Here is a 26,243-nt window from a genome sequence, read left to right as displayed (position 1 = left end):
GACGCAATCCGTCAACAACGATAAAGCTATTATGGCCTCTTTATGTTGTCGAAAATTGGCGGGATGTTTCTCGGCTGGTCAAACTGCCCGATTTTATCGTAGGTAAAGCAGGAAAACCAGGGAGGTGGGTGGCTTGAGCATAAACGAACTGACCAGCCGGGAAGCCGTGCTTGAAGCAATGTCTGAACACGATCGGCTTGGGCGAGCAGAGTTCCTGCGGAAGTACGGATACGGCGAAGCGAAGTCATATTTCGTCGAGCACGAAGGCAGGTATTACGACTCCAAAGCGATAGCGGGCGTGGCGGTTGGTAAGCAGTTTCCCGAACAAGGGCCAATGAAGAACTCGGAGTTTTCAGGTGGCGAGAGCATAAAGAGAAAGCTTGAAAGCCTAAGTTTCCGATTTGCTGACGGGGCGCATGTCACCTCAAGGGACATCGCTCTCCTCCGAAGCTCAAGGCAGAAGAGCAAATATGCGGATCTGAGCAACGAAGAGCGCGGCGCATACATAAGAGTAACGAGCGCTCTCAAAGCCTACGGAGAAGCTCTATTATATACTTTAGGTGCTGAGGATTATCGCCTCGCTCTGACATCCGGTTTTCATCTTCGAAGTGGCGTCCGTGGTTATGTACCCAAAGACCTTTGGTTTGGCATTTATGCAACCGAGAACGCAGAGCCGTTTGTAGGAAATCCTCAGCTGTTCATGATAGTATCAGAGCGAGGTGTGGAGTTCGGGTTTTCTCCCGCAACCCATCCAAGCGGATTCTCCGACAGCAAGATAAAAGCCAAAATGAGAGCGGCAGCTCCGGAGATTTTTGAGCTCATGCCCGGCGCAGAAAGTGAGCAAGTAGAAACAATTTCGAATAAGCTCGAAGCTTCGGGGGGATGGCACTTTAGGAACCAAACTCGTCTAGATCCTAACCAAGATGATCGACCCGACCTTCCAAGCTGGATCCGGTTCCTTAAGAGTAGTGAGGGCGCCCGAAATGCGGGTGGGAGCATATCAAAATACGTATTGGAGCCAGATCTCGACCACTACGACCTTATGGCGGATGCGGTAGGGATGGCACAGATTTTTGGTGAATTTCTGGACGAAGTCCGGGCTTCAAAAACTGGGTCCGTGAACCTTGGAGCTGATGAGACCAAGACTACCTTTGCAGACGCCTTCGCTGCATCACTCACAGAGTTCGAGCAAGCTAGAAGCGGCCCTTACGGCCGTGTGGAGCCACTTTGGTCGTTGATCAGCGATACTACCAACGCCCTGCAAAACCTGGCTCCGATAGGATCGCGACCACACATCAAAGTTTCATCAAGCCTTGGCAGTGGAAACTGGGCACGGGTGCCCTGGATTGGCCTACTCAATCGAAACGTGACCACCACCACAGAAAAAGGCCTCTATTGCGTCTTCTTGATCGCAGCTGACTTGTCACGTGTTTATCTCACCTTAGCACAAGGCGTGACGGAGCTCGTGAATTCGCTCGGACCGGCCGAAGGCGCGAAGGAGCTTGCCAGCCGATCTTCGACCTATAGGCAGATGATCCCTGAGCTAGGGGCCGCCGGCTTCACTCTCACCAATGATATCGACCTTGCGAGCGAGGGCAGGCTTCCTACGAATTACGAACGAAGCACCATTGCGTTTGTAGAGTTCGCAAGAGATCAGCTGCCGCCTGACGCCCAGCTTTCAAATCTCTTGGAGCCCCTTCTCGCTGCTTATGATCGGTTAGCCGAGGAAGAGGCTGTCGAGCACGTTCTCGAGCCTGACGTGGAGACATTCGAGGTGGAGAATCTTCTCCCGTACTCAATCGATGACGCCATGGACGGCCTATTCATTGAGCGGGAAGAATTCCAACGGATCCTAGCCACCTGGAGGCTGAAGAAAAATTTGGTCCTCCAAGGAGCACCTGGCGTAGGGAAATCGTACATAGCTCATCGGCTCGCTTATGCGCTAATCGGATCTAAGGATCGCAATCGTGTGGAAGCGGTGCAGTTCCATCAGTCCTATGGCTACGAAGATTTCGTTCAAGGATACAGACCTGACGGATCCGGCGGATTTGCTCGCTTTGATGGAAGTTTTTTCCGCTTCTGCATCGAAGCAATCGAGCACCCGGACAAAGATTTCGTATTTATCATTGATGAGATCAACCGCGGAAATTTGTCCAAAATTTTCGGCGAGTTAATGTTGCTGATAGAGAGCGACAAGCGGTCTCCGGATTGGGGGGTCCAGCTATCATACGCTGTGGAGGGCGAGCCACGGTTCCATATCCCTCCGAACGTATTCATTATTGGTATGATGAATACGGCCGATCGATCACTTTCGATGGTCGATTACGCCCTTCGCAGACGCTTTGCGTTCATTACGATGGACCCTCTGTTCGAGAGTGCGGGTTTCCGTAGTCACCTGCAAAAATTTGGCATTCCCTTAGATCTTGTTGGGCAGGTCATTCAGCGAATGGGAACCCTCAATGAGGCGATAACGGACGACCGTCTGAGTTTAGGAAGGGGCTACCAGATCGGGCACAGCTATTTCGTTCCGAGTTCCGAGATCTCCAATCCAGTTGATTGGTTCGAGCAGACGGTGGAAACCGAGATTCGGCCTCTGTTGGAAGAGTACTGGTTCGACGAGCCTGACAAAGCCGAGCAATGGGTAAGCAGCTTGCTGAGAGGCGGATAATGTCAATTCCGATCAGGAACTTATATTATATCTTTTGCTACGCTTGGGCGCATTTTCCTGGCGGAGAAGCGCTCGAAGTGGGCGACGATGAAGCACCTGATCTGCAGAATCTCTTCGCAAAACTTTTGATAGAAGGCTTGCACAAAATTATCAGACGCGGCCTGGCGCGCGGCTATGTTGAATTGAACGAGGACCTTCGCACTCCGCGTGGCAGGATTTTATTGAATGAGGTCATAAAGCGCCAAACACTTTTACGCGGCCAAGCTGCTTGTCGCTATGATGAATTACAAACTGACATTCTGCACAATCAGATCGTCAAGGCCACCGTTCGGCTGCTCGAACGTTCGGAGACATTGCTTTCCGAATATCGGCACGAGCTGGGAATCTTAGCTCGTCAGCTGGAGGCTGTTAGCGATATTCGTCTCTCGCCGGGCGTTTTTAGGCGAGTGCAGATTTCGCGCCACAATCGCACTTATTCCATGCTCATGAAGCTATGTGAGTTCGTATTTCAGTCAGCTCTTCCGGAAGATGGGGGCACAAATGCGCGCTTTGCGGATGTCCTGGAGGACGAGATCCGCATGTCTGCAGTTTTCGAAGATTTCCTCCGCAACTTCTATGCACACGAGCAAAGAGAATATTCGGTCAAAAGAAACAATTTTCTCTGGGATGCTGTTAGCCTCACAGAAACCGGCTCTGCTTTGTTGCCCATTATGCAAACTGACATCATGCTCAGATCCGAAGTCCGCACTATCGTAGCTGACGCAAAATTCTACAAAGAGACCCTCAGGGGACACCAGAATTCATCCCCTAAGATCCGGTCAAATCATTTGTACCAATTGTTCACTTATCTTCATCACGCGAGGATCAAAGAGCCAAAAAAAATAATCGGAGGGATGCTGATCTACCCCAGCGCTGGCTACCATGTGCAGGAGGACTACGAGATATCAGGTAGCCATGTTCGGATAGCAACTATCAATTTGGACCTAAGATGGCGTGAAATACACGCAGGGTTGCTGGACTTGCTTCAGAAAAACCCGTCTCCCGCAAAGATGGTAGCAACAGAGGGCCGAAGTTAAACGCCAGAAAAATTTTTGGAACTTTGACGTGACCCCCAGCTTTCCCCCAGCTGGTATTAGAGCCGGGCGGTTGTTTTGCGCATCTGCGCGGTTGAAGCAATGGTCTGCGTAGCGGAGCCCGTAGGGTGTAGCGAAGCAGGCCATTGCTTATCCAGTTCGGCGGCGAACGCCGCCGGGGTTGCGTAGCCAAGGGACGAGTGTGGTCTCTCCCGGTTGTAGTCCTCGACCCAAGCAGCGATCTCGACCCTTGCATGGGCAAGGCTCATGAACAGGGTCTCGTTCAGCAGTTCGTCGCGCATGCGGCCGTTGAAGCTCTCGACGTAGCCGTTCTGCATCGGCTTGCCCGGAGCGATGTAATGCCACTCCACGCCGATCTGACCGCACCATGCGAGCACGGCATTGCTGGTGAGCTCGGTGCCATTATCGCTGACGATCATGCCGGGCTTGCCCCGCTGGGCGATCAGCCGGGTCAGCTCGCGCACGACGCGGTGTCCGGAGATCGAGGTGTCCGGCACCGCTGCCAGGCACTCTCTGGTCACATCATCGACCACGTTGAGAACCCGGAACCGTCTGCCCGACGCCATCTGGTCATGAACGAAGTCCAGGCTCCAGCGCTGGTTCGGTAGGGCCAGCACCGGAGCCGGCGCTCTGATGCCCACAGCACGCTTGCGGCTGCGTCGCCGCCTCACCGCTAGACCTTCCTCCTTGTAGAGCCGCTGGGTCTTCTTGCGGTTGATCATCACGCCCTCCCGGCGCAGCAAGATATGCAGGCGGCGGTAGCCGAACCGGCGACGCTGGTTGGCCAGCTCACGCAGCTTCTCGCGCAGCGCACCATCGCCGTCCCGGATGGAACGGTAACGCACGCTCTTGCGATCGGCATCAATGACACGGCACGCCCGCCGCTCGCTCATCCCATGACATGCCTGGAGATGAGCGACCGCTTCCCGCTTCGCGACGGGCGTCACCACTTTTTTGAAAGAAGATCCTTCAACGCGACGTTGTCCAGCATCGTGTCGGCCAGCAGCCGCTTGAGCTTCGCGTTCTCGCTCTCAAGCTCCCGCAGTCGCCGGGCTTCGGATACCTCCAGCCCGCCATACTTGGCCTTCCAGTTGTAGATCGTCGCTTCAGACACCCCGTGCCGCCGGGCCAGATCAGCGGTCTTCGCGCCCGCCTCCGCTTCCTTCAGCACGCCAATGATCTGCTCTTCCGAAAACCTCTTGCGCTTCATCGTCTGTCCTTCCTTCAGGCCAGACTCTAATCGCTCGTGGAGGAAAATCAGGGGGTCACGTCAACTTGAGCGCATTCACAGGCCTCAATAATACTTGCGACGCTGTACTTGGACCCGCCGGATTTCTGTCAGATTAAAAGACCGGACGGCGTGCCATGGGCGCTTCACGCACTGGTATTGATAGACCCAGCCCACCGACAGCACTCTCAACAACATGAAGGAACCAGGGTGGGGCGGTGGGAGAAACATAAATGTCCGTCAGACATCCGTCCGGGTGAAAATTGATTTCCCAACCCCTAATGTCAGAGTCGGCATGCAACGGTGGGCCCACATCATCGACAGAACTGTTAAACAGAAAACGAACCTCCTTCTCGTGCTGAAAGCATGTCCGTTTACGGAAAAAAGGGACGTAGACGTTTGGGTTATCTAACCAATGATCGTCGTAGTTAACGTATTCTACTCGCCCCACGCTAACATAGTCGGGAAGCTGAGGGGCAATTCGGCTTACTGTCGTCCTTATGCACACTGAGCCATCCTTCTCAGCGCCGTAAAGCCGCCACATGGCGTCGTTGTCGCTTGAACCAGAGTGCCAGCAGGATACAAAAGTGCACTCCCTCTGTTCTTTGAATGTTTTAAAGAACATGTGTCGCATCTTTGACAATGAGCCGGCAGCCATCCGCCTCTCTCGCTCGGCGGCGGCATCCTTTGGCGTTGCCTCGCCTGGTTGCAGGCTAAAAGGGAGACTCCCTTCGTAAGGGTCAGCATCTAGGAGCTGATCTACCCTTGAGAACCAGATGGTGCCGCTTTGAAGCATCTGTAGCAACTTGCTCAGGCTCATGTATCGCCAAAGGGTTGTGGACGGACCTGCTACGGCTACGCCCTCCAAGTCATGTTGGACCATCAGGCCTCCCTAAGCGCATGAACGACGTCGGGCGCTCTGCCACCACAAATCGTTCCAATCAAGCTGCCCACTCTTCGGACAGGTTTAACCAGTAAAAATGAAATTGCCTTTTTGGAAAATAGGGCCTTCTCGGTCCACAAAAGAAGTGGATGCGAAGGTCCACTTTGCGCCGTCATTCCGGTCGTTTTAGCGTGCGAGACATTCCCCGAAAGCTGTAGTTCGGTGACCTTACACTCCGGGGGCAGGGCCACTGGCTCGGTTCCAGTCGGGTAATCCCAGTTTGTCACGCATACGGTGGTAGAGATTTGACCAGCGCACAAAGTCAGCTTTAATTCTGACGGTTAGATTGCGTAGGAAAGAAGCCAAAACGCCCTCTGCCCTCTTCCCCAGTAAACACAATACGATGTATATCTTCGGCTTCTGGTGGATCTGTGTTCTCCAAAATGATGATCTGGGCCTTTCCCTTCAGTGAGATCAGATGTCTGTAGAAGCTCTCTTGTAGTGTTGTTGCTTTGAGCATCTTCTCATCATCATCAAGTTCGCCATACTTTGGATTGTGCATTGGCTCGCGATAAGTGAGCAATGGTGTGTCAACAACAAGCAGTCCCGGATGCGGCAGACCCTTTTCTTGACAGAAAAGGAGCAAGGCGAGCTTCGATGCAGTGTGCAAGATAGCTCTAACGCCCTTGCCGTTCGCCGACCGAGCCTTCCCATTGATTTGGATATCCTGGCGCTCGGGATCGAAGGAAACAATCGGAGCATTCGGGAAATTCCATGCTTCTAAGACCTCTTGAACCTTCTGGGCAAACGCGTGCCCAGTCGGCCCATCTATGCCGGTTTTCAACTTATCATCGCCACGACCACGCGGAACTCTCTCAGAGAATTCGGATAGCCTTACGGCCAGCCTATCCCTTTGCTCATACAATCGCAGCTTTTCGACAACGTCATCCCTAGCGGAGGTGAGTTCGTCATACTCTTCTCGAAACTTCGCTTCTTTTGGCAATTCAGCATCAATCTTTTGCTGAAGTTCCAGAAATTTCTGGCTCAGGTGTTCGATCTCTTGGTCGCAAATTGACTGCTCTACCTTCAACTCGGCTACAGTCTCCAGGAGTTGTCCCCGTTCATTGCGAATCTTCTTCTGTTCAGCAAGGGCCGCTGTTCTGGCTAGCTCAATTTCATCTTGACCATGAGAGTGCGAGTTGGCGTCGATCTCAGACCCACAGAGCGGGCACGGACGACCGACTCGCGCGAGCAGAATGCTGCCTCCCTCATCAACCGCCTCCAATCGTTCCAGGTCGGACAGATAGACGCGATCCAGCTGAAGAAATCGCGCAATGGTCAGGCCGACTTCTTTACCTCGATCACGCGACTGAAAAATAGCGTCGCTGATTTCTCGCCTCGCGCTCGTCATCTCGTCGAGCTGTTCTTGACGTTGACGGATTTGGGTTTGAAACTGGCTCAGTCGGCTTTCGAGCTTGCCAAGCTGATTATTCAAATTTTCTCTATTGGGGGCATTCTCGCCGAGGCCTTCATCAATCTCGGCAATCATCTCCTCGATCAGATCATATTTGCCTTCTTGCTGCGCCTTCCGAATCTTCTGCGGCTGCACTGGGACAACCGCGCTATCGTCGTGGCCAGTCAGCATCAACCGCAACCCGTTCTTCTCTGCGGTTGCCTGGTTTCTATCGCCCGTGAGGAATGGACTCAACTCAGCAATGATCGCCTCTTCGTCAGCGAAGAGATAGGGCGCGAGAACTCGGACAGTGAAACTCAGGTGCGCTCCATCTTCATTCCTAACGACCTTTTTTCCGTCCAACCCAATCTCCCCCAAAAGAAGAGTCGAAATGTTCGACGAATTACGAGCATCATATGTCGGCTGGATTCTCACTCCGGGTTCGTCTGAGGGTCTTGTGAAGTGAAGGCCGTCAAAAAGCTGAAAGGCGCCACCAGCGGCGGCACGATAAAGGGTGCAATCGCCCCGCTCCGGCAGCGTCAGGCCCATCAAGACTGAATCATATTCTCGCCGTTCCTCAATTTCGGGCAACGGGCTTTGTCCCCCGAACATGAAGTTCAACAACTTTGCGGTGAAAGACTTGCCAGTATTTGATGCGCCAAAAACGACGTTTACCCCGTCGTCAAAGTTCACGCGGGCAGGCTCAAGCGATGGTCCTGTGAGTCCAATAAACCGAATGATTATACGCGAATCCGTCACAGCGCAGCACTCGTCGCCTGTTCACTCTCACGGAATTCGGCCGTCCACCTTCCGATACGGTCAGCGAAGATTTCTTCCACCTCAGCTGAGCCGAATTTTTGAAAGGTGTTCGCCACCCAATTCGCCCTCATCTTCAACTTTTGATTGTATGTCGAAGTCAGTAGGTCGATAACCGCAGGTGCTTCATCACCCGGCAGATAGTTCAATCCATCATGATAGTCCGCGATAACGAGGTGTAGCTTTCTCAGGAGCGCAATACTCTCTTCAACTAAGCGTCGACGAACAAGCATTTCTCCAACACTAGCTTCAAAATCTGGATGGAGGCTTTCTGGACCCTCCATATCGCTGGTGTGAACCACTAGGTAGTCGAACCAGGTCAGCTCATCCAAACTGCACTTTCGAGGGTGCATTGCTTCCAGCACAATCAGGGCGCGCAAGCCGGCTTCAACGGTCGAGTTGAAGGGGCTGCTCAGGTCTGCCTTTGTCACTTCCATACCAGCACCCCGTCGTTTGCAAAATGGTGGCAAGTCCCCTGCCGAACCGGGACGCGAGCATATTTGTTCAAGACACCGGTAACTGAGACCAAGGCGGCTCGCTCCATCACCGCATCCACCTTTGCCAAAGCATCCGCGTGCGCCGCGTTGTAGGTTTCGATCACTGAGTGATAAACGTCCTCTTCGAAGGACCGAAGAACGTTTTCTGGCGTGTTATCTCGATAGTATCGCTTGAAGCGAGCGGCCTCAAAAAACCTTGTGCGCTGATCCTTCAAACGCCTACCATACTCGCTGCATTTCAGTGCTGCGGATGAATCCGCGTAAAACGTTCCTCGCCGTTGACCATACGCTGCAACCAACTGCTCCAGGTATTGCGCCTCCTCAGGTTGAATTTCCTCAGGGGTGGAGCCCATCGGTGGAGCGCCTGGGTCAGCTCCAAACCAATCCACTAATACGGGCGTCATGGATGCGTCACTCGCCAACCTATTGGCGTCCAAACTACCAACGTGCGTGAAATCAAAGTCGTCAATCTCGGACACCAAACCAGGGTCCAACTTGACAACTACGCCATCAGTGATGTGGTTGGCACACACCGTATCCCAATCCTCCTTAAGTGCTGCGGCAAGCTCCGTGGGATGCGTAAGCAGACTATTGGCTGGACGCGTGATGCCTCGAGGCGCCACGAACGTGTAATTTGCAGGGAGGCTAAAGTGGCCTTGACCACTGTGGTAAAAGATCTTGGCCAGTTCGCGAAGCATACCAGGCCTTGTGAGAGAACTCTTCAGCTGCTTGCACTGGAAGTTGTCCCAAGGCCCCTCCAGCTTTGAGGCCGTTTGGTAGCCGACAACATCCCTGCCCATGTCTCCCGCACCGGCGAATATCTCGCTACTATGATACTTGGATTGCTTATGCCCGACCCAATCATCGATCAACCGCTCGAGATCGTCGTCATCGAGCGTGTAAATCTTCCTTGCGTAATTGGGTTTCATGTTTCCATTCGGCCGAAAGGATGTCCGTGGATCCAGCTTTAGCCGATATTCAACTCGAAGCAATTCCGCAAAGAAATTAGATAATTGAGTAAATCCCCGAGTGGAAAGCGGCAATTACTCGCAGGCCAGACGCCCTCCGACACAGCTTTCCCCACGAATTGCCGCATAGCTGCCTCGCAACTAGAAGGATCTGTCGGCTGATGGGACGGTCACCCGTTCGCTCTGGTCACATCGCGCTGCCGGCTTGAGAACCGAAAATCCGCTTTGCCGCAATTTTTGACGAAAGCGGTCAGCTCGATTTCGACCCAGAAACGCATCCGCCCCCGGCACTGAGATTGCCGAATATCCCCTCGCAGAACCATTAGTGAAAAGCTTGGGCCCACCCCCTGTGGGGGAGTGTGTGATGCCCCGGTGCTGCCCGGGGGCATTACAAAGCAGCTCGCGCTATACCAAGTTACTGAGAAATATGGTGCACCCGACAGGATTCGAACCTGTGACCTCTGCCTTCGGAGGGCAGCGCTCTATCCAGCTGAGCTACGGGTGCATCGGAGGGGCGTTTAGCAAAGCGCCGTGCGGCTTGCCAGCCTATAAAACAGGATCGTGGCAATTCCCTGCCCGGCGTGCACCGCGCGTGAAGATCGTTAGCACATTTGTAAGCTCATCAGCGGTATGACGCTTGCCATGAACGCCATGTCGCATAGTTTCGCCATAGCGGAAGCTCTTGCCAGAGCCAATCCCGTGTCCGGTCCGGCGCTATCATCCCTGCCCGTCGCCTTGTCCGTGCGATGGGCTGCCCTGCAGGATGCGGGTGCTGCCGTCGCCGCGCTTGCCGGGCAGGAGCCAGAAAAAGTGGATGCGAGGATGCGCAATTTTCCGGCACAGCTTCGCAATTCGAACGAATGGCAGCAGGATCTTGCCGAACAGGGCATAGCCGACCTGTCCGCGATCATGCGGCCGGGCCTCACCGCCTTGCTGGCGGTGAGCGCGCGCGGGCAGGATCCTTCCGCTGCGGCGCACCGACTTTGGAGCGAATTCACCGCCGCACGTGACGCTATCCTCGCGCTTGCTCCGGAAAGCGGTGCCATGGGACCGAGGCGCAGCGCCTGAACAAATAGTGCAAGGCTCGACAGGAGCCGCACTGGCGCTGCCAGCATCTTGACCGGGTTCTTGCTATGTTCCAATCAGGGGCATGGTTGATTCGCACATTCTCGACGCCGCGCCAGTCCCGCCGCCGCAGCTGGATGCTGCATCGGTTGCCAGAGGCATCTGCCGTCTTTTCGCGCGCAACGATATCTGGTGCCTGACGGAAATGCCGCTACGCAACGGCAGGCGGGCCGATCTGATGGGCATCGATCCCAAGGGGCGGATCATCATCGTGGAAATCAAGGTGAGCCGGTCGGACTTGCTCGGTGACGGGAAGTGGCCCGATTATCTCGAATTCTGCGATCGGTTCTACTGGGGTCTGCCGCCCATCATCGACCGGTCTCCGCTGGAGAGCGAGGATTACCGGCCCGAATGCTGCGGCGTGATCGTGGCGGATTCCTACGATGCGGAAATCGTGCGGCCAGCACCCTCCCATCCGCTGGCCGCTGCGCGCCGCAAGGTTGAAATCGAGCGATTGGCCCGAACCGCCCTGCGGCGCAATCTGGTCGGCGGCGATCCGCATTGTGCGCCCTGGGCGAACCGGGAAGGCGCAGCCTAACAGAAATTCTGCCTTCTTCTGACCACCAGCGGGCCGCATCCGAAAGCGCTGTCATAATTTAACCGTTCTCGGCATAAGACAGTGCCCATGGTCCAAGCCATAATCCTATCTGCCATCGCCATGACAGCGATCGTCGCATTACGCTATCTCGCTGCGAGCGGATTGTTCGCGATGGCAACTGCGCGCGTGCGGCCGGGGCTTTACGACAGTCTGGCCCCGCAAATCAGGCGCGAAATCCGCTGGTCGCTGATCTCTGCCGCGATTTTTGGCGTTCCGGCAGGCGTAATCGCGTGGGGATGGCGCGAGCATGGATGGACGCTCGTCTATACCGAATGGAATGCCTGGCCGCTCTGGTATCTGCCGGTGTCGCTTTTCATCTTCCTATTCCTGCACGATACCTGGTTTTACTGGACGCATCGCTGGATGCATCGGCCCAGAATCTTCCGAGCATTGCATGCCGTGCACCACGCCAGCCGCCCGCCAACGGCTTGGGCGGCGATGAGCTTCCATCCCGGCGAGGCGCTGACCGGAGCCGTCGTGATCCCCGTGCTGGTTTTCCTCGTCCCTGTCCACGTCGCGGTGCTCGGCCTCGTGCTTGCCATCATGACTGTGATGGGCGTCACGAATCATATGGGCTGGGAGATGTTTCCTCGCCGTCTCGTTCATTCAAGGTTGGGTGGCTGGTTGATAACCGCCACGCACCATCAACGACATCACGAGCGTTATACATGCAATTACGGCCTCTATTTCCGGTTCTGGGATCGCCTCTGCAAGACCGACCGGGGGCTGTCGGACAGTTTTGCGCGTTGATGGTTTCTGCAGCATGAGCTTTGCAAAGGGTACGAAGCCTCTTGCGCTGCTGGCGGCAGCCGCGATGCTGGGCGGCGGCGCCCCGATCACGCTTCATCTTCCGGGCAGCGACGTGGTGGTGCGCGTGACCGATCTTCGTTCGCATGACGGGGTGGTCCGCGCCTGCATGACGTCCGATCACAGCAAGTTTCCTCGCTGCACCAAGGGCGGCGCCTCCTACAAGACGGTCGTTCCGGCAGCAGACACCGTGACCCTGACCTTCCACGATGTCGCGCCGGGCCGCTATGCCATTGCCCTGCTCCATGACGAGAATGGCAACGGCAAGGCGGACCGCGCCCTGACGATGATCCCGCGCGAAGGGTTCGGCTTCTCACGCGATGCACCTGTGCAGATGGGTCCGCCTGCGTTCGATGCAGCGGCTTTCCACGTGCGTGAGCAGAACGTGAGGCAGACGATCCGAATGCGCTACATGCTGTAAGGCGCCCAAAGCCAAGCACTTAACATTATGTTTACCATGCTGCTTCAGAACCCGTGATGAAAGTATTACGGGGGCCTTGAAGACAGATGGATACCTTGCGCGGACATTTCGGATCGGTCGAATACGACCTTGCCGAAACCGACAGCGACTATGATCCGGCCGAGGACGATGCAGTGCTCGAAGCGCCGCCCTCGCCCGTCGGGCAGGACGAGCGCCGAATGCAGGTGCGGGCCTATAATTACTGGGCCGGGCTGCTGGAGGATGCGCCCTACCCCTCAATCGACAGCCTCGATCCCGACGATCTGCCGGATTTCGGCCCCTATAGCGTGCTGCTGGATTTCAGCACCGGAATCGAAGACCCCGCAGTCCCTTTTCTGGGCGCGAAACTGGCGCTGGAATGCGGGACGGATGGCGAGATCAACCGTCTGTCCGACGTGCCGAGCCGTTCCCTGCTGAGCCGCATTACCGACCATTACATGCAGATCCTGGCGAATCAGGCGCCAATCGGTTTCGAAGCCGAATTCGTGAACCAGCGCGGGTCCACCATTCTGTATCGCGGAATATTGCTGCCGTTTTCCAGCGATAACGATAATATCGACTTCATTCACGGCGTTATCAACTGGAAGGAAATGGCCGACCAGGCGACAACCGACGAATTGCTGCTCGAGATGGACCAGGCGCTCGAGCCGTCGCCGGAAGCCTCGGTACGCATGCACGATCCGGTAACCGAATGGGCGGATGGACCGATCGGCAATCAGGACCATGCTGCAGATGAGGCAGATGAAGATGGACTCGACGAAGCTGCTGTCGCAGCTGCGGCCTCCGCTGCCGCAAGTGAGACAGATGAGGATGAAAGCGTGGCCCCAACCGCCATGCCGCGCCCTCGCTTCGGCAGCCTCGCACTGACCGGAGATGATGCGGACGGTGACGAATATGACGATTACGGCGAGTATGATGAGGAAGAAGAGGATTTCGGCGACGAAGCCGGATATGCCTCCCTGCTGTCCTCCATGGGTGGGAGCGACGCGCCCGATGGCAGCGATGAAGCTGGCGAAGAGGCAGAAGGCACCCCATCCGTAACCGCATCGGGCGCAGCCATTCCGGCGAATTACGAACCGCCAGCGCCAACACTGGCACCATCACCGAAGATGCCGATCGACCTGTCGGCCGCGCCGTTGATCGAACCGGTTAACGCAGGCAGCGACGAAGATCACGATGCTGTGGATGCCGAAGAAGGTGCAGGCGAAGGCGGCCTTTACGATGTGCTCGCCGCCGCGCGTGAACTCGCCCTGGCTGCACGCACTACCGAAGACCGCAGCCGCAGCGCGCTCTATGCAGCAGTCGGCCGTGCCTATGACGTAAGTCTCGCCGCAGAAGATGCGCCGGAAGATTTCGCCGAACTGATGGAGGAAAACGGCCTCCAGGCACAGGACCGCGCGCGCATGACGCCGGTGGTGAAACTCGTCTTCGGAGCGGATTACGACAAGACCCGCCTGACCGAATATGCCGCCGTGCTGGGCCATGCCCACCGCATCGGTATCGCACGCGGAACTCTGGCCGGTTTTCTCATCGAGGCGGAAGGCGGGCTGAAAGGCGTCGTCCAGGCCGAACGCAAGCTGCGGCGGGAAGAAGCCGGCAAGCTGGCCGAGCCGGCGAAGCACATTCGCGAAAACCTGGCCGAGGAACTGCGCCAGATCGAAGGTATGAATTTCGACGCCCTTTCACCGGAAGGCGACGAATTCGCCGTGGTGATGATCCGCCGCGACGCCGATGGCCGCATCGTGTTGCTGGGAGAAATAAGCGACGACGTGCCTCTGATGGAACGCGTAGGGCGCAAGCTGGTTGGCTGACGCGGAGCGGCAATTGGCCGCAGGACTATTCAGCCCGGCGCATGCTCGCTAGCAGGGCGCTCATGGAATTCCTGCGCCCCCGCCCCATCCGCGTTCAACCCTATTTCGGCTATCGCAGCCAGCACCGTCTGACCATTTCCGTCCGCGCCTTGCGTTCCAAACAGGCGACCTTCGCCGGCAAGGGCCGCTGGCAGGCGTTGCGCACCATGATGGCGCAATTCGCTTCTCCGGAAGTTCCGGAGCTTCCCATTACCCTGGAAATTCGCAGCCCCTCGGGTGAGACCACACGGCACGAGGCGCATACGAATTCAGAGGGCTTTGCTCATTTCGACCTGGATCTTTCCGGAGGCTGGCCGCTGCCACGACACACGTCATGGGAGAAGGTTTCGCTCGAGTGGGATAATCGCGACGGTTCTCAGAAGGTGGACGGTAATGTGCTGGTGCCGGGATCGGAAGAAAGCCTTGGCATCATTTCCGACATTGACGACACGATCATCGAAACTGGCATCACCGGCGGCTTGCGCTCGGTGTTGCGCAATCTCAACCGGGTGCTGGCGCAATTGCCCGATGACCGGATCGCCGTTCCGGGCGCGGACGTGTTCTACGGCGCACTCGGCGGCGGGGCGGTGGCGACCGGATCGCAGAGCGCGCCGGGCACGCGAATCGACGCTACGCACCGGCCTTTCTTCTATGTCTCGTCTTCGCCGTGGAACCTGTTCTCCTATCTTGTCGCCTTTCAGCGCACGCGAAAACTCCCCCTCGGGCCTTTGCTGCTGCGCGACTGGGGACTGGATCGTGAGACACTCGGTAAATCGAGCCACGGCACGCACAAGCGCGCCGCCATCGACGATATTCTCGCGACCTTTCCGGACATGCGCTTTGCCCTGATCGGCGACGATACGCAGGGCGACCTGACGGCCTATGGCGCCGTGGTGGCCGACCACCCCGGCAGAATCGCAGCCGTATTCATCCGCACCGCCGGCGAAGAGATGACGGCTGAGGAAGTAGCGGCGGTGCAAGTGATCGAGGAAAGCGGCACGCATCTCTGGCTGGGGAATACCTATGAGATCGGGCAGGATTTCCTTGCCGATGTCGGGCTGGCGCATGACGAGGATGCCGCACATATTGTCGAGACGATCGAGAAACTGGATGTGTCCGCCGAACAGGACGCCACAGGCAGCGCAGAAGCCAGGCGGGCTTGATGGCCCGCTCGGCACGAAAGGTCGGATGCATGGGCTGGCTGCTTGGCGTTTTCCTGCTCGTTGCGCTGGTCTGTGCCGGAATCTGGTTCTGGGCGGTCAAGAACCAGTCCGTGGCGACTCTGGATACGCTGGACCGGCTGTTCGGGGGCGCAAGTGTCGATCGAATCGCCGGACCTGTCTTCTACGGCGGCGCGGAGGCGCAGAAACTGTATGTCTTTCGCGCGGAAACGCCGAGCGTCGAGGTTGATGCCGACCTGCAACCGGTCCTGGTCTTCATTCACGGCGGCAGCTGGGCGTTCGGCGACCCTGCGGATTACACCTTCGTCGCGCGGACCTTCGCGCCCGAGGGCTTCATCGTCGTCAATGCCGGCTACCGTCTTGGCGAGGAAGGCAGGTTCCCGGCCATGCTGCAGGACAGCGCCGCAGCCCTGCGCTGGGTGCATGACAATGTCGCCCGCTATGGCGGCGACCCGCAGCGCATCTACCTGATGGGCCATTCGGCGGGCGCTTACAATGTCGCGATGCTGGGGCTGGACCCGCAATGGCTTGCGGCAGAGGGGCTGGAGACAGGCGCTGTTCAGGGCATCGTCGGACTGGCAGGTCCTTACGATTTCTATCCCTTCGACAGCGATTCCAGCCGCGCCGCCTTCGGCTCCGCTCCCGATCCGCTTGCGACACAGCCCGTGCACTTTGCCCGTGCCGATCCCCCGCCGATGTTGCTTGCGACAGGCAGCGCCGATGACAGGGTCAAGCCGCGCAACAGCCGTGCGCTGGCCGCCGCCCTGACTGCCGAAGGCATGCCGACCGAGGCGGTCGTGTTTGACGGAATGACCCATTCGGGGATCATCATGGCGCTCGCCAGCCCGTTCGACCGGGACGGGACGGTAAAGGATCGTATCCTGCGTTTCATCGGGCAGAGGGAAACGGGCGCAAGCACCTCCCTCGGCCGCACAGGCGAATAGTCGCTTTCAGTTCCGGTTCAGCGGAAAGGCCGGTATAGCCAGTTCCCATGCGAAAGCCCGCCCCCATGCTTGCTGCCTTTGTGCCCCGGTTGTTCGCCATTGCCGCTGCATTCGCGCTGCTGGCCCAGCCTGCCGCCGCACAGTCCATATTGCGGGATGCGGAGACCGAGGCCCTGCTGAACGAGATGGCCGCGCCGCTGATCGAAGCCGCTGGACTCGCGCCGGGTAATGTCTCCATCGTCCTTATCAACGATCCGTCCATCAACGCCTTCGTCGCCGGCGGTCAGGCGGTTTATATCCATAGCGGCCTTATCGATGCCGCCGACACGGCGAATGAGGTGCAGGGCGTCATCGCGCATGAGCTGGGCCATATCACCGGCGGGCACATCATTCGCGGCGGCGAGGCGGTGGGCACTGCCACCAGCATTTCGCTGGTCTCCATGCTTCTCGGGGTTGCTGCGGCGGTGGCGGGTGCGGGCGATGCAGCCATGGGCGTCATCATGGCGGGCCAGCAGGCGGCAATGGGCAAGTTCCTTGCTTTTACGAGGGTACAGGAATCCAGCGCCGACGCAGCCGGTGCAGCCTATCTTTCGAAGGCTGGCATTTCGGGCCGCGGTTCGCTCGCTTTCTTCGGCAAGTTGCAGAACCAGGAATTCCGCTATGGCTACAGTCAGAAGGACGAGGCGACGTTCGGGCGGACGCACCCGCTTTCCGGAGACCGGATCGCGACCCTGCGCGAAGATTACATCGACGACCCCGCCTGGGACAAACCCGACGATCCGGTACTGCAAGGGCGCTTCGAACGGGTGAAGGCCAAGCTTTTCGGCTATCTGGCGCGGCCCGAACGCACCTTGCGCGATTACCCTGAGAGCATGACCGGCGTGCCGGCGCGCTATGCCCGCGCCTACGCCTATCACAAGAACGCCATGATCCCGCAGGCCCTGGCGGAAACCGATGCCTTGCTCGCGATGAATCCTGCCGACCCTTATTTCCTGGAGCTGAAAGGGCAGGTCCTGCTGGAATCCGGCCGGCCGAACGAGGCGCTGGAACCGCTGCGCAAGGCTGCGGCAATGACCAATAACGAGCCGCTGATTGCAGCCGTCTTCGGTCACGCCCTGATCGCGACGGAAGACAAGAGCCATTTCGAAGAGGCGGAAGGGGTGCTGAGAGCCGCCGTGGCGCGCGACCGGCTTAACCCTTTCGCATGGTATCAGCTTGGCGTCGTCTACGCAGCGCGCGGCGATATGCCGCGGGCGCGACTCGCCAGCGCGGAACAGCAGGTGATGAGCCGCCAGTACGAAACCGCGCTGCGTAGCGCGCAGGCTGCCGAGGCCGGGCTTCCGCACGGCTCGCCGGATTGGCTGCGGGCGCAGGACATTGCGATGCAGGCCCGCGCCATGCTGGAGCAGGACGTTAAGAACCGCTAAGGGCCGTCAGATGAAGCGACAGTTCGGAACATGGATCGTGGCGGCGCTGCTCGGCGTCCTTGGCGGATTCGCCGGAGCGGCAATCTGGTCGTCCACCGGCATGGGGCAGGCGGATACGCGGGCCTATCTGGTCGCCAATCCCGATATCCTGCCGGAAATGGCTGAAGCCTACGAACGACAGCGCAGCGAGGATCGGCTCGCTGGCGTGTCGGAGGATGTGAAGGCGCCGTTCGAAGGGGCGGTTCTGGGCAACCCGAATGGTTCGGTCACGCTGGTGGAATTCACCGATTACGCTTGCGGCTATTGCCGTGCCAGTGCCGAAGATGTCCGCGCCCTGATCGCGAGTAATCCCGATCTGCGGGTGGTGGTGAGGGAATGGCCGATCTTCGAAGGCAGCGACGCTGCAGCGCGCATGGCTCTGGCGGCGGCCAAGCAGGACCGATATGCCGCATTTCACGATGCCCTGTTCGCTGCGGGTAACCCGACGGAAGCCAATATAGCCGCCGCGGCGCAGCAGGCAGGCCTCGACATGGAACGTGCGCAGGCCTTTGCCGCATCTGATGCTGCCGAATACGAATTGACCAAGAACATGGCCCTGGCCCGGCAACTCGGCTTTACCGGCACGCCGAGCTGGATTGTAGGCGACGAAGTGATCGAGGGCGCCGTGGGGCAGGAAGCGCTTGCCGCAGCTATCGCTCGGGCCGCGAAGTCGTGATGCTGCGCCGTTTTGCCGCCTGCCTGCTGGTGCTTGGTCCGATGCTGGCACCGGTTGCAGCCGCGCATGCTGCCACCGGCAGCGAATTAGCCGAAACCCGCGCCGCGCTTGCAGCACTGCAGGCTGATGACCTGCGGCTGCAGTCGGTCGGATGGCGGCTCGCCAGCGGGAATGCCCCGTTCTGCCGCGATGCGCCCATGGCTATCGGGCTGCTGATGCAGGATATGGCCGGATATGGCCGGCCCGATGCGATCCGCAGCGCCGCTGGTATCGCCGGTGACGTTGCAGTGCAGGCAAGCGCGGCGGGTTCTCCTGCTGCCCTCGCGAGATTGCAGGCAAACACCGAGATCCTTGCGATCGGCGATTTTGAGGTCGCCAATCTGCCCCGGGCCGACTCCAGGAACTGGCAGCGACTGCTGACGCTGAACGAGCATCTGGACAGGGCCCTGAGCCTCGGGCCCGCAACCCTCACCCTGCGCGAAAACGGCGTTGCGATCACCCGGGAGATCACGGGTGTTCCGGCCTGTCGCAGCCGCTTCGAACTGCTGGATAACGGCGGCCGTGCTGCTGCCGATGGCCATCGCGTGGTAATCGGGCGCGAATTCGCCGGGATCGAATATGCGGAACAGGAATTTGCCGCTGCCGTCGCCCATGAACTGGCCCACAATGTGCTTTATCACCGCCTCTGGCTGGAAGAAAACGGGCGCAAGCGCCGCAATATACGCCTGACCGAGCGCGAAGCGGACCGGCTGATGCCTTGGCTGCTGGCGAATGCGGGTTACGATCCCGCCGCCGCTGCCGACTTCATGCGGCGATGGGGGCCCCGGCACGATGGCGGGCTGTTCCGCGCCCGCAGCCACGATGGCTGGGACGAACGCGTCGATTATATCGAGGCCGAGCTGCCCGCCATCCGCGCTGCCATGACAGCGGACGGCCAGGCCGACTGGGCAACGCTGTTCAGGCGCGAAATCGCCGGCCCGCGCTAGACACGCCGTTCAGGCGTCCGCGTACAAAGATTTCAGCGGCTTCGCCATAATTCGGCGCACCATGGGTTCGAAGAATTCCAGGCGCTCGCTCTCGTAATCGGGGTCGAAGGCAGACTGGTCGTATTTTTCGCAGAATTCCGCGCAGGCTTCGAAATGCGGATGGCCGCGGAACTGTTCGCGCACGTCCTTGTCCATGCCCAAGTGGTGGAAGTAGTAATAGCCCTGAAACGCGCCGTGGTTCTGGCAAATCCAGTGCTCTTCCTCTGTTACGAAGGGCTTGACGATGCTGGCTGCGACTTCGGGATGATTAAAGGTGCCGAGCGTATCGCCGATGTCATGCAGCAGCGCCATGACGACATAGCTCTCGCCTCGCCCGTCGCGATGGGCGCGGGTCGCCGTCTGCAGGCAATGTTCGAGGCGGCAGATCGGAAATCCGCCGAAATCGCCCTCCAGCAGGGTGAGGTGCTTCAGCACCCGGTCAGGCAGACCACGGGCGAATTCACGAAAATTCCCGCCGATCAGCGCCCAGTCCTCGGCAGTGCCTTCCTTCATCTCGCGAAACTTGGCCCGTTCGGCCATGCCGTGCCGCGTCTGTTCCTTGACTTCCATCGTCACTCTCCTTGGCGGTCAGTCTATCGCACTTGCCGGGCGCGAACAAATTATCTGACGCAAGGCTCGCTTATGGGCTAGAGGAGCGAAATGGCCGTCCTGCCCGCCCTGCCTTTTCAGCCCTCGCCCTTCTTCGCGGACAAGAACCGGGCATTCTGGAACCTGCAGTTCGCCGGCTGGGGCGGTGCGATGCTGCTGCGCGCGATGTCGGCGCTGGCCGGGCAGCAGGATTTCGACTTCCTGATACTGGTGGTGATCGCCACCGTCACGGGCTTTTCCATCAGCCTGATCCTGTCGGTCATCTACCGCCAGCTCATCAACCGCAGGCCGCTGGTGACATGGGGCGTAACGGCCGCCGCGCTGGCGGCTGCCGTCGCGCTCTACGCCTTCGTCGACGGCTGGGTGCTGTCGCTGTACCGGCCCGACAACACGACTCCGCTGGTCCAGAGGCTGCTCGGCTATTTCTACCTCGACCTGACGCTGCTGGGAGCGTGGTCGGCGCTTTACTACGCCATCAACTACTTTCTTCAGGTGGAGGAGCAGGCCGACCGGCTGGAGCGGCTGGAGGCGCAGGCAACAAGCGCGCAACTGGCCATGCTGCGCTACCAGCTGAACCCGCATTTCCTGTTCAACACTCTCAATTCCATCAGCACGCTGGTGCTGCTGAAGCAGACCGCACCCGCCAATGCGATGCTGACGCGGCTGTCGTCCTTCCTCCGTCACACTCTGGTCGCGCAACCGGGCGGCAAGGTGACGCTGGCGCAGGAGGTGGAAACGCTGAAGCTGTATCTCGACATCGAACTGATGCGGTTCGAGGAGCGGCTGCGCACCGAATTTCGCATCGAGGAAGATGCCAGCATCGCCTGCCTGCCTTCCATGCTGCTGCAGCCTCTGGTCGAGAACGCAATTAAATATGCGGTCTCGGTGCAGGAGGAAGGGGCGAAAATCATTGTCGCCGCGCAGGTTCTGGGCCAGCGCTTGCGCCTGACCGTATCCGATACCGGACCCGGCATGGGAAATTCGGGTCTCGATCCCGCGCTTCAGCTTTCGCGGCCGCCCGATCGGCCCGAATCGACGGGGGTCGGGCTTGCCAACATTCGCGACCGGCTGGCACAAGCCTATGGTAACGATCACCGGTTCGAAATCCGCTCCCCCCGCGACAAGGGCTTCACCGTCGTGATCGAAATCCCTTACGAGCCGGAACAAGCACCGGAAAAGCTGCCGTTTGCTTCACCTGCCAGACAGGGAACGGCTTCCACACGTAACGCGTCTGACCAACACGCGCCTGCCGGGCGCCCCATCGGAACAAAGACATGACCATTCGCACAATCATCGTCGATGACGAAAAACTTGCCATCCAGGGGCTGCAGTTGCGGCTGGAGCCGTTCGAAGATGTGGAGATCATCGAAACCTGCTCCAACGGGCGGGAAGCCATTCGCAAGATCAAGACGGAAAAGCCCGACCTCGTCTTCCTCGACATCCAAATGCCCGGCTTCGACGGGTTCTCCGTCGTCAAGGGCGTGATGGAGATCGAACCGCCGCTGTTCGTCTTCGTCACCGCCTACCAGGAACACGCCATCCGCGCCTTTGAGGCCAATGCCGTCAATTATCTGATGAAGCCGGTGGACGAGGACAAGCTGGCCGACACGCTGGAACGCGTCCGCATTCGCCTGAGCGAAAAGCGCAGCGCCGAAGAGGCTGAAAAGCTGAAGAACGTGCTTTCCGAGGTGGCCCCCGGCGCGGCCGAGGAATATGCCGAGGGCGAGGGCGAAAGCGCCGATCGTTTCGAAAAGCTCATCAACATCAAGGATCGCGGGCAGATCTTCCGGGTCGAGGTCGAATCCATCGAATATATCGAGGCCGCCGGCGATTACATGTGCATCTATACCGGCGACAATTCGCTGATCCTTCGCGAAACGATGAAGGATCTGGAACGCAGACTCGACCCGCGCAGGTTCCAGCGCGTGCACCGTTCCGCCATCGTCAATCTCAACCAGGTGCGGCAGGTGAAGCCGCATACGAATGGCGAATGTTTCCTGGTTCTCGATTCCGGCGCCGAGGTGAAGGTCTCACGCTCCTACCGCGACGTGGTGGCGCGGTTCGTTCACTGACGGTACGCCCTTCGAGCCGCCGCGCCCTGATCCTTTCCGCCGGAGACTGCCGACTTGTCCTTTACCCTTGCCGGATTCGATCTGGATAGCTTCATAGACCGCACCCTTGCCGAAGATCTGGGCGAAGGGATCGAGGGCGGTGGACGCGACGTTACGGCTGAAAGCGTGATACCGGCAGATGCGCGCTTTTCCGGCGTGATGGACAGCCGGGATGCGATCGTGCTGGCCGGCCTTCCGGTGGCCGCCGCGTTCTTCAGGCGGCTGGACCCTGACGCCAAGGTCGAGATGCTGGCGCAGGACGGGGACGAAGTTGAAGCCGGAAGCGATCTGATGCGAATCGTCGGCAACGCCCGCGCCCTGCTGACCGCCGAACGGAGCGCGCTCAACACCGTGCAGCACCTGTCGGGCATCGCGACGATGACCCGCGCCTATGTCACGGCGATGCGTCGGGGCGGCGCAGCCGACACGGTGCTGCTCGATACGCGCAAGACCATCCCTGGACTCCGGCGGCTGGAGAAATATGCGACCCGCACAGGCGGCGCACAGAACCACCGCATGGGACTGTGGGATGCGGCGATGATCAAGGACAATCACATTGCGGTCGCCGGCAACGTGCACGAGGCCGTGCGCCGGGCGCGCGACGCGGGCGTGCGGGATATCATCTGCGAGGCCGACCGGATCGACCAGATAGAACCCGCTCTTTCCGCTGGCGCCACCCATATCCTCCTCGACAATATGGATGCCGCTACTCTGCGCCATGCTGTCGCGCTGATCGGCGGGCGGGCGAAGACTGAGGCTTCTGGCGGGATCGACCTCGATACCATTGCCGCAAAGGCAGCGACAGGCGTGGACTACGTATCGGTCGGACGCCTGACCCAGAGTGCGCCTGCCGCAGATATCGGCCTGGATTTCACGCCTCTTTGATCTGCTGCGCGCATGACGCTTGCGATTCGCCGCAAAGGCGGTCAGAAAAGTGAAAGTCCCATGATTGAAGGCAGGAGGCGCGTATGACCGGCAGACCCCGCTCGATCCTTATCTTCGAAAGGCTCTTCCTCGCTTCCATGATCGGGAGCATCATCGGCTTCGTCCTGTCCTATGACGCCATCGCGGATGCCATCGGCGCGGAACCCGATCTCGTCAGGGTCGGAATCAGCCCTGCCTCGGCCATCGCTTTCTTCGCTCTTACTACGGCGATCTGGCTGCTTCTGTACTGGCTGGTGGCGCACCGGGCGAGCAATGCGGCGAAATGGGTGCTTACCGTGCTCACCGGGCTGGGTCTGCTGATGGTCCCGCTGACGCTGGCTTCGGAAGCGAACTTCGCGATGTTCTTCTCGCTGATGGTCACGGCTCTTGGCGTCGGAGCGGTCCTCGCCCTGTTTCGCCCGGATGCGCGTGACTGGCTGGAAGGCGGTTCGGGCGTCGAGGACGCCGACACCTACTGACTCACCCCGTTCAGCGACGGGCGCGGAAGAAATTGCGGAGCAAGGCAGCGCAGCGCGCTTCTTCTATGCCGGCATAGATTTCGGGACGATGCAGGCAATTGGGCGCGGCGAACACATGGGCGCCATGCTCGACAGCCCCGCCTTTCGGATCCGCCGCACCGTAGCAGAGCTTGGCCAGACGCGCATGGACGATGGCGCCAGCGCACATGGCGCAAGGCTCGAGGGTGACCCACAACTCGCAGCCTTCCAGCCTTTCCGACCCGGTGAAAAGGGCTGCCTCCCGGATCGCGACTATTTCGGCATGCAGGCTGGGATCGCGCATCTCGCGGGTGCGGTTCCGGCCTTCGCCGACGATCTCCCCGCGTCGGCTGATCACCGCACCCACCGGCACTTCGCCGGCCGCGGCGGCCTCTGCCGCCAGTTCCATGGCTCGCAACATGAAAGGGGCCGGAAAGGGTGAAGGTTGCGTCATCGCATCCCTGCTCCTGTCCAGCCCCTCGGCATTCAGATCGACCCGTCGCTCAGGCGACGAGCGCAGCAAAATCACTCGCTCCGATCGGTGACCGGCTCGCCAGCTGCGTCGTCCTGGTTCACTTCGACATCCATGGTCGGGACTTCGATGGTTTCGGTACCTGTGGTTACGTCCACGTCGGCGGGTTCGACATCATATTCGGGCAGGTTGCCACCTTCCACTTCGGGCAGGCTGCCTTCTTCGGTCTGGTCCACGTCGCAAGCGGCAAGCGAAAGTGCGAGGCCGGTAGCGGCGAGAATCGCGAAAGACTTTTTCATGTGAACACCCTCTTGTTGGTTCATGCGACGGGATATAGGCGGTTCGCATCTTTGGCAATCGCCATGGCAGGCGCCGTTCCGGCACCGGAATGAGAGCGGATCGGGCTCAGTGTCCTTGACTGGTGGGCCGGCAGGCGGTAAGCGGCCCCCTTCCCGGACATACCCGGTAAAACATTCATCATGTAAGAGATTGATCATGTCGCGCATCTGCGAACTGACCGGCAAGGGCCGCCAGGTAGGCAACAACGTTAGCCACGCCAACAATAAGACCAAGCGGGTATTCCTGCCCAATCTGCAGAACGTCACGCTGCTTAGCGAGATGCTGGACCGCGGCTTCAAGTTCCGCGTGTCGACCAACGGTCTGCGTTCGGTCGAGCATAATGGCGGCCTCGACAACTGGCTCCTGAAGACCAAGGACGAAAAGCTCAGCGCCCGCGCCCTCCGGGTAAAGCGCGATCTGAAGAAGGCGAAGAAAGCCGCCGACTCCGATCAGAAGGCCGCCGCCTGACGCGGGTTTGACGGCGCGGTTCGCCGCCCTGGTTCAATTCAGTCAATGTGAAGGCGCGTGGCTTGTTCACGCGCCCTTCTTGCTGCCCTTATTCGGCGGGGCGGTTCGGCAGTTCCCATAGCAGCTGCAGCAGCAGCGTACGCTGAAACATGCCGCCATTATCGTCGGATATCAGCCAGATCGCGACCTTTCCGCCTTCGAGATCCTCGATCGCCATTCCTTCGTAATTGTCAGTCGGCAGGTCGCCCGCGATCATGGCGATGGTCCTGCCCCGCCAGATGCGGCCCGACGCAATATCCTGGGGTTCGGCAAGCACCAGCTTCGTTTCGAAATCTGGCGGCAGATCCAGCACGAGCTTGCGCATGAGGATGAGCACCTGCCCGTCCGGCAATTGCGCCATGTCGACAGGGCGAAAGCCGTCGGGACCCTGAAAGCGAAATTGGATTGCAGCGGTTCCGCTCACCGGATCGCCGCCGAAGAGCAACGCCGGGAAGCTATCCGCGAACCAGCTCCTGCTTCCCTCGGCAATGGTGATGAACGACCCGTCAGACAGCAGTACGAGCGATTCGGGCCCGGCGTTCGACGGCCAGCCAGCCATGGCTTCGGGTCGGCTGCGGCCCAGCAAACGCATATCGGCATCAAGGGCGATGATGGCATTACGCCCTTCGTAGGCAGCCCAGATTCTCCCAGTTGCGGGATCGCGAGTGAGCGCCTCGAGGTCCGACAGGCTCTTGCTGCCATCGTCATCGGCGAAGATACGACGCAAATCAGGATCGGTCCCGCCCAATCCGAACTCCAGCAAGGCGCCGCGGTCGCTGCCCGCCAGGAAGCGCGCCTCCGGCAGCAGCAGCAGTGCACTGTAACTGCCGAATACGCTGTTGGGGCTGGTCAACTGCCACGCCGCATTCAGCACGGGAGCGCCTGTCGCTCGCTCCCCGCCCTCTGCCGAATTCAGGCGGATGCGCGGTATTTCCAGCTTGCGAATGGTCAGCTGCTGCGGATAATCAGGCGGCGGCGGAGCGCTGCGCAACCATGTGCCGGGGGCAAGTCCGGCCGCCACCAGCCCTAAAAGCGCGAGCCGCAG

25 protein-coding genes and 1 tRNA gene are annotated in these 26,243 nt (G+C 59.2%); 17 read left to right on the top strand and 9 right to left on the bottom strand.

Annotation, left to right across the window (positions count from 1 at the left end; translation table 11 throughout):
- Positions 1-133 precede the first annotated feature (133 nt).
- Together G7A66_RS11035 and G7A66_RS11030 are read left to right on the top strand one after the other, a co-directional pair.
- Positions 134-2,668, top strand: a complete 2,535-nt coding sequence (locus tag G7A66_RS11035) for an MrcB family domain-containing protein (RefSeq protein ID WP_174295713.1) — start codon at positions 134-136, stop codon at positions 2,666-2,668.
- Entirely contained in the window at positions 2,638-3,744 is a 1,107-nt protein-coding gene (locus G7A66_RS11030; RefSeq protein ID WP_206675170.1) for a 5-methylcytosine restriction system specificity protein McrC, read from the top strand. Before G7A66_RS11035 ends, G7A66_RS11030 begins: the two co-directional genes overlap by 31 nt.
- A 56-nt stretch (positions 3,745-3,800) precedes the next feature.
- On the opposite strand, the gene G7A66_RS11025 is transcribed toward G7A66_RS11030, so the two are convergent.
- The 5 genes from G7A66_RS11025 to G7A66_RS11005 all read right to left on the bottom strand — a co-directional run bounded on the left by G7A66_RS11025 (position 3,801) and on the right by G7A66_RS11005 (position 10,112).
- A protein-coding gene (locus tag G7A66_RS11025; RefSeq protein WP_174295711.1) for an IS3 family transposase occupies positions 3,801-4,972 on the bottom strand; the annotation gives its coding sequence in 2 pieces (ribosomal slippage) (positions 3,801-4,720 and positions 4,720-4,972; 1,173 coding nt in all).
- A 1,229-nt stretch (positions 4,973-6,201) separates the two neighbouring features.
- Complete coding sequence (locus G7A66_RS11020; protein ID WP_174295710.1) at positions 6,202-8,019, bottom strand: hypothetical protein; 1,818 nt, start codon at positions 8,017-8,019, stop codon at positions 6,202-6,204.
- Between the two features lie 62 nt (positions 8,020-8,081).
- On the bottom strand, positions 8,082-8,579 hold the full coding sequence (locus tag G7A66_RS11015) for an ABC-three component system middle component 2 (RefSeq protein WP_174295709.1): 498 nt from the start codon (positions 8,577-8,579) through the stop codon (positions 8,082-8,084).
- On the bottom strand, positions 8,570-9,568 hold the full coding sequence (locus G7A66_RS11010; protein WP_174295708.1) for an ABC-three component system protein: 999 nt from the start codon (positions 9,566-9,568) through the stop codon (positions 8,570-8,572). Before G7A66_RS11010 ends, G7A66_RS11015 begins: the two co-directional genes overlap by 10 nt.
- Before the next feature lie 467 nt (positions 9,569-10,035).
- Positions 10,036-10,112 (bottom strand) — tRNA-Arg (locus G7A66_RS11005).
- Positions 10,113-10,258: 146 nt separating this feature from the next.
- Between G7A66_RS11005 and G7A66_RS11000 the strand changes: the two genes are divergently transcribed.
- From G7A66_RS11000 to G7A66_RS10955, 10 genes are all read left to right on the top strand, one after another.
- Positions 10,259-10,675, top strand: coding sequence for a hypothetical protein (locus G7A66_RS11000; protein ID WP_232366816.1), 417 nt, complete (start codon positions 10,259-10,261; stop codon positions 10,673-10,675).
- 82 nt (positions 10,676-10,757) lie between these two features.
- A complete protein-coding gene (locus G7A66_RS10995; protein WP_174295707.1) occupies positions 10,758-11,270 on the top strand; it encodes an MmcB family DNA repair protein in 513 nt (170 codons plus the stop codon).
- Between the two features lie 87 nt (positions 11,271-11,357).
- Positions 11,358-12,080 (top strand): sterol desaturase family protein, encoded by a 723-nt coding sequence (locus tag G7A66_RS10990; protein ID WP_174295706.1) that lies wholly within the window; start codon positions 11,358-11,360, stop codon positions 12,078-12,080.
- A 13-nt stretch (positions 12,081-12,093) separates the two neighbouring features.
- Positions 12,094-12,558 carry a DUF2141 domain-containing protein gene (locus G7A66_RS10985; RefSeq protein WP_174295705.1) on the top strand — a complete coding sequence of 155 codons (465 nt, stop codon included), beginning with the start codon at positions 12,094-12,096 and terminating at the stop codon, positions 12,556-12,558.
- A gap of 86 nt (positions 12,559-12,644) precedes the next feature.
- Positions 12,645-14,408, top strand: a complete 1,764-nt coding sequence (locus G7A66_RS14650; protein WP_174295704.1) for a PAS domain-containing protein — start codon at positions 12,645-12,647, stop codon at positions 14,406-14,408.
- A 41-nt stretch (positions 14,409-14,449) separates the two neighbouring features.
- Complete coding sequence (locus G7A66_RS10975) at positions 14,450-15,610, top strand: phosphatase domain-containing protein (RefSeq protein WP_232366815.1); 1,161 nt, start codon at positions 14,450-14,452, stop codon at positions 15,608-15,610.
- Positions 15,611-15,639: 29 nt separating this feature from the next.
- Positions 15,640-16,572 carry an alpha/beta hydrolase gene (locus G7A66_RS10970; RefSeq protein WP_232366814.1) on the top strand — a complete coding sequence of 311 codons (933 nt, stop codon included), beginning with the start codon at positions 15,640-15,642 and terminating at the stop codon, positions 16,570-16,572.
- Positions 16,573-16,637: 65 nt separating this feature from the next.
- On the top strand, positions 16,638-17,999 hold the full coding sequence (locus G7A66_RS10965) for a M48 family metalloprotease (RefSeq protein WP_232366861.1): 1,362 nt from the start codon (positions 16,638-16,640) through the stop codon (positions 17,997-17,999).
- A 10-nt stretch (positions 18,000-18,009) separates the two neighbouring features.
- Positions 18,010-18,714 (top strand): DsbA family protein, encoded by a 705-nt coding sequence (locus G7A66_RS10960; RefSeq protein ID WP_174295700.1) that lies wholly within the window; start codon positions 18,010-18,012, stop codon positions 18,712-18,714.
- Positions 18,714-19,700, top strand: a complete 987-nt coding sequence (locus G7A66_RS10955) for a hypothetical protein (RefSeq protein WP_174295699.1) — start codon at positions 18,714-18,716, stop codon at positions 19,698-19,700. The genes G7A66_RS10960 and G7A66_RS10955 overlap by 1 nt, the downstream gene beginning before the upstream one ends.
- Positions 19,701-19,709: 9 nt before the next feature.
- On the opposite strand, the gene G7A66_RS10950 is transcribed toward G7A66_RS10955, so the two are convergent.
- Complete coding sequence (locus G7A66_RS10950) at positions 19,710-20,309, bottom strand: HD domain-containing protein (RefSeq protein WP_232366813.1); 600 nt, start codon at positions 20,307-20,309, stop codon at positions 19,710-19,712.
- A 99-nt stretch (positions 20,310-20,408) separates the two neighbouring features.
- On the opposite strand from G7A66_RS10950, the gene G7A66_RS10945 reads away from it, so the two are divergent.
- The 4 genes from G7A66_RS10945 to G7A66_RS10930 all read left to right on the top strand — a co-directional run bounded on the left by G7A66_RS10945 (position 20,409) and on the right by G7A66_RS10930 (position 23,862).
- Complete coding sequence (locus tag G7A66_RS10945) at positions 20,409-21,626, top strand: sensor histidine kinase (RefSeq protein ID WP_174296009.1); 1,218 nt, start codon at positions 20,409-20,411, stop codon at positions 21,624-21,626.
- Entirely contained in the window at positions 21,623-22,420 is a 798-nt protein-coding gene (locus tag G7A66_RS10940; RefSeq protein ID WP_174295698.1) for a LytR/AlgR family response regulator transcription factor, read from the top strand. Before G7A66_RS10945 ends, G7A66_RS10940 begins: the two co-directional genes overlap by 4 nt.
- 54 nt (positions 22,421-22,474) lie before the next feature.
- Positions 22,475-23,344 carry a carboxylating nicotinate-nucleotide diphosphorylase gene (gene nadC / locus G7A66_RS10935; RefSeq protein ID WP_174295697.1) on the top strand — a complete coding sequence of 290 codons (870 nt, stop codon included), beginning with the start codon at positions 22,475-22,477 and terminating at the stop codon, positions 23,342-23,344.
- 83 nt (positions 23,345-23,427) lie between these two features.
- On the top strand, positions 23,428-23,862 hold the full coding sequence (locus G7A66_RS10930) for a hypothetical protein (protein ID WP_174295696.1): 435 nt from the start codon (positions 23,428-23,430) through the stop codon (positions 23,860-23,862).
- A 10-nt stretch (positions 23,863-23,872) separates the two neighbouring features.
- Here G7A66_RS10930 and G7A66_RS10925 read toward each other — a convergent pair whose 3' ends face one another.
- Together G7A66_RS10925 and G7A66_RS10920 are read right to left on the bottom strand one after the other, a co-directional pair.
- Entirely contained in the window at positions 23,873-24,334 is a 462-nt protein-coding gene (locus G7A66_RS10925) for a nucleoside deaminase (RefSeq protein ID WP_174295695.1), read from the bottom strand.
- A gap of 71 nt (positions 24,335-24,405) precedes the next feature.
- Positions 24,406-24,651, bottom strand: a complete 246-nt coding sequence (locus G7A66_RS10920) for a hypothetical protein (protein WP_174295694.1) — start codon at positions 24,649-24,651, stop codon at positions 24,406-24,408.
- Positions 24,652-24,847: 196 nt separating this feature from the next.
- Between G7A66_RS10920 and rpmB the strand changes: the two genes are divergently transcribed.
- Positions 24,848-25,159, top strand: coding sequence for a 50S ribosomal protein L28 (rpmB, locus tag G7A66_RS10915; protein ID WP_174295693.1), 312 nt, complete (start codon positions 24,848-24,850; stop codon positions 25,157-25,159).
- Between the two features lie 88 nt (positions 25,160-25,247).
- On the opposite strand, the gene G7A66_RS10910 is transcribed toward rpmB, so the two are convergent.
- A complete protein-coding gene (locus tag G7A66_RS10910) occupies positions 25,248-26,219 on the bottom strand; it encodes an esterase-like activity of phytase family protein (RefSeq protein ID WP_174295692.1) in 972 nt (323 codons plus the stop codon).
- Positions 26,220-26,243: the final 24 nt, after the last annotated feature.

This window comes from Alteripontixanthobacter muriae, from assembly GCF_013336795.1.
GTDB lineage: Bacteria > Pseudomonadota > Alphaproteobacteria > Sphingomonadales > Sphingomonadaceae > Pseudopontixanthobacter > Pseudopontixanthobacter muriae.
The sequence above is the reverse complement of the archived record's forward strand: the minus strand, read 5'-3'. Positions and strand labels throughout refer to the sequence as shown.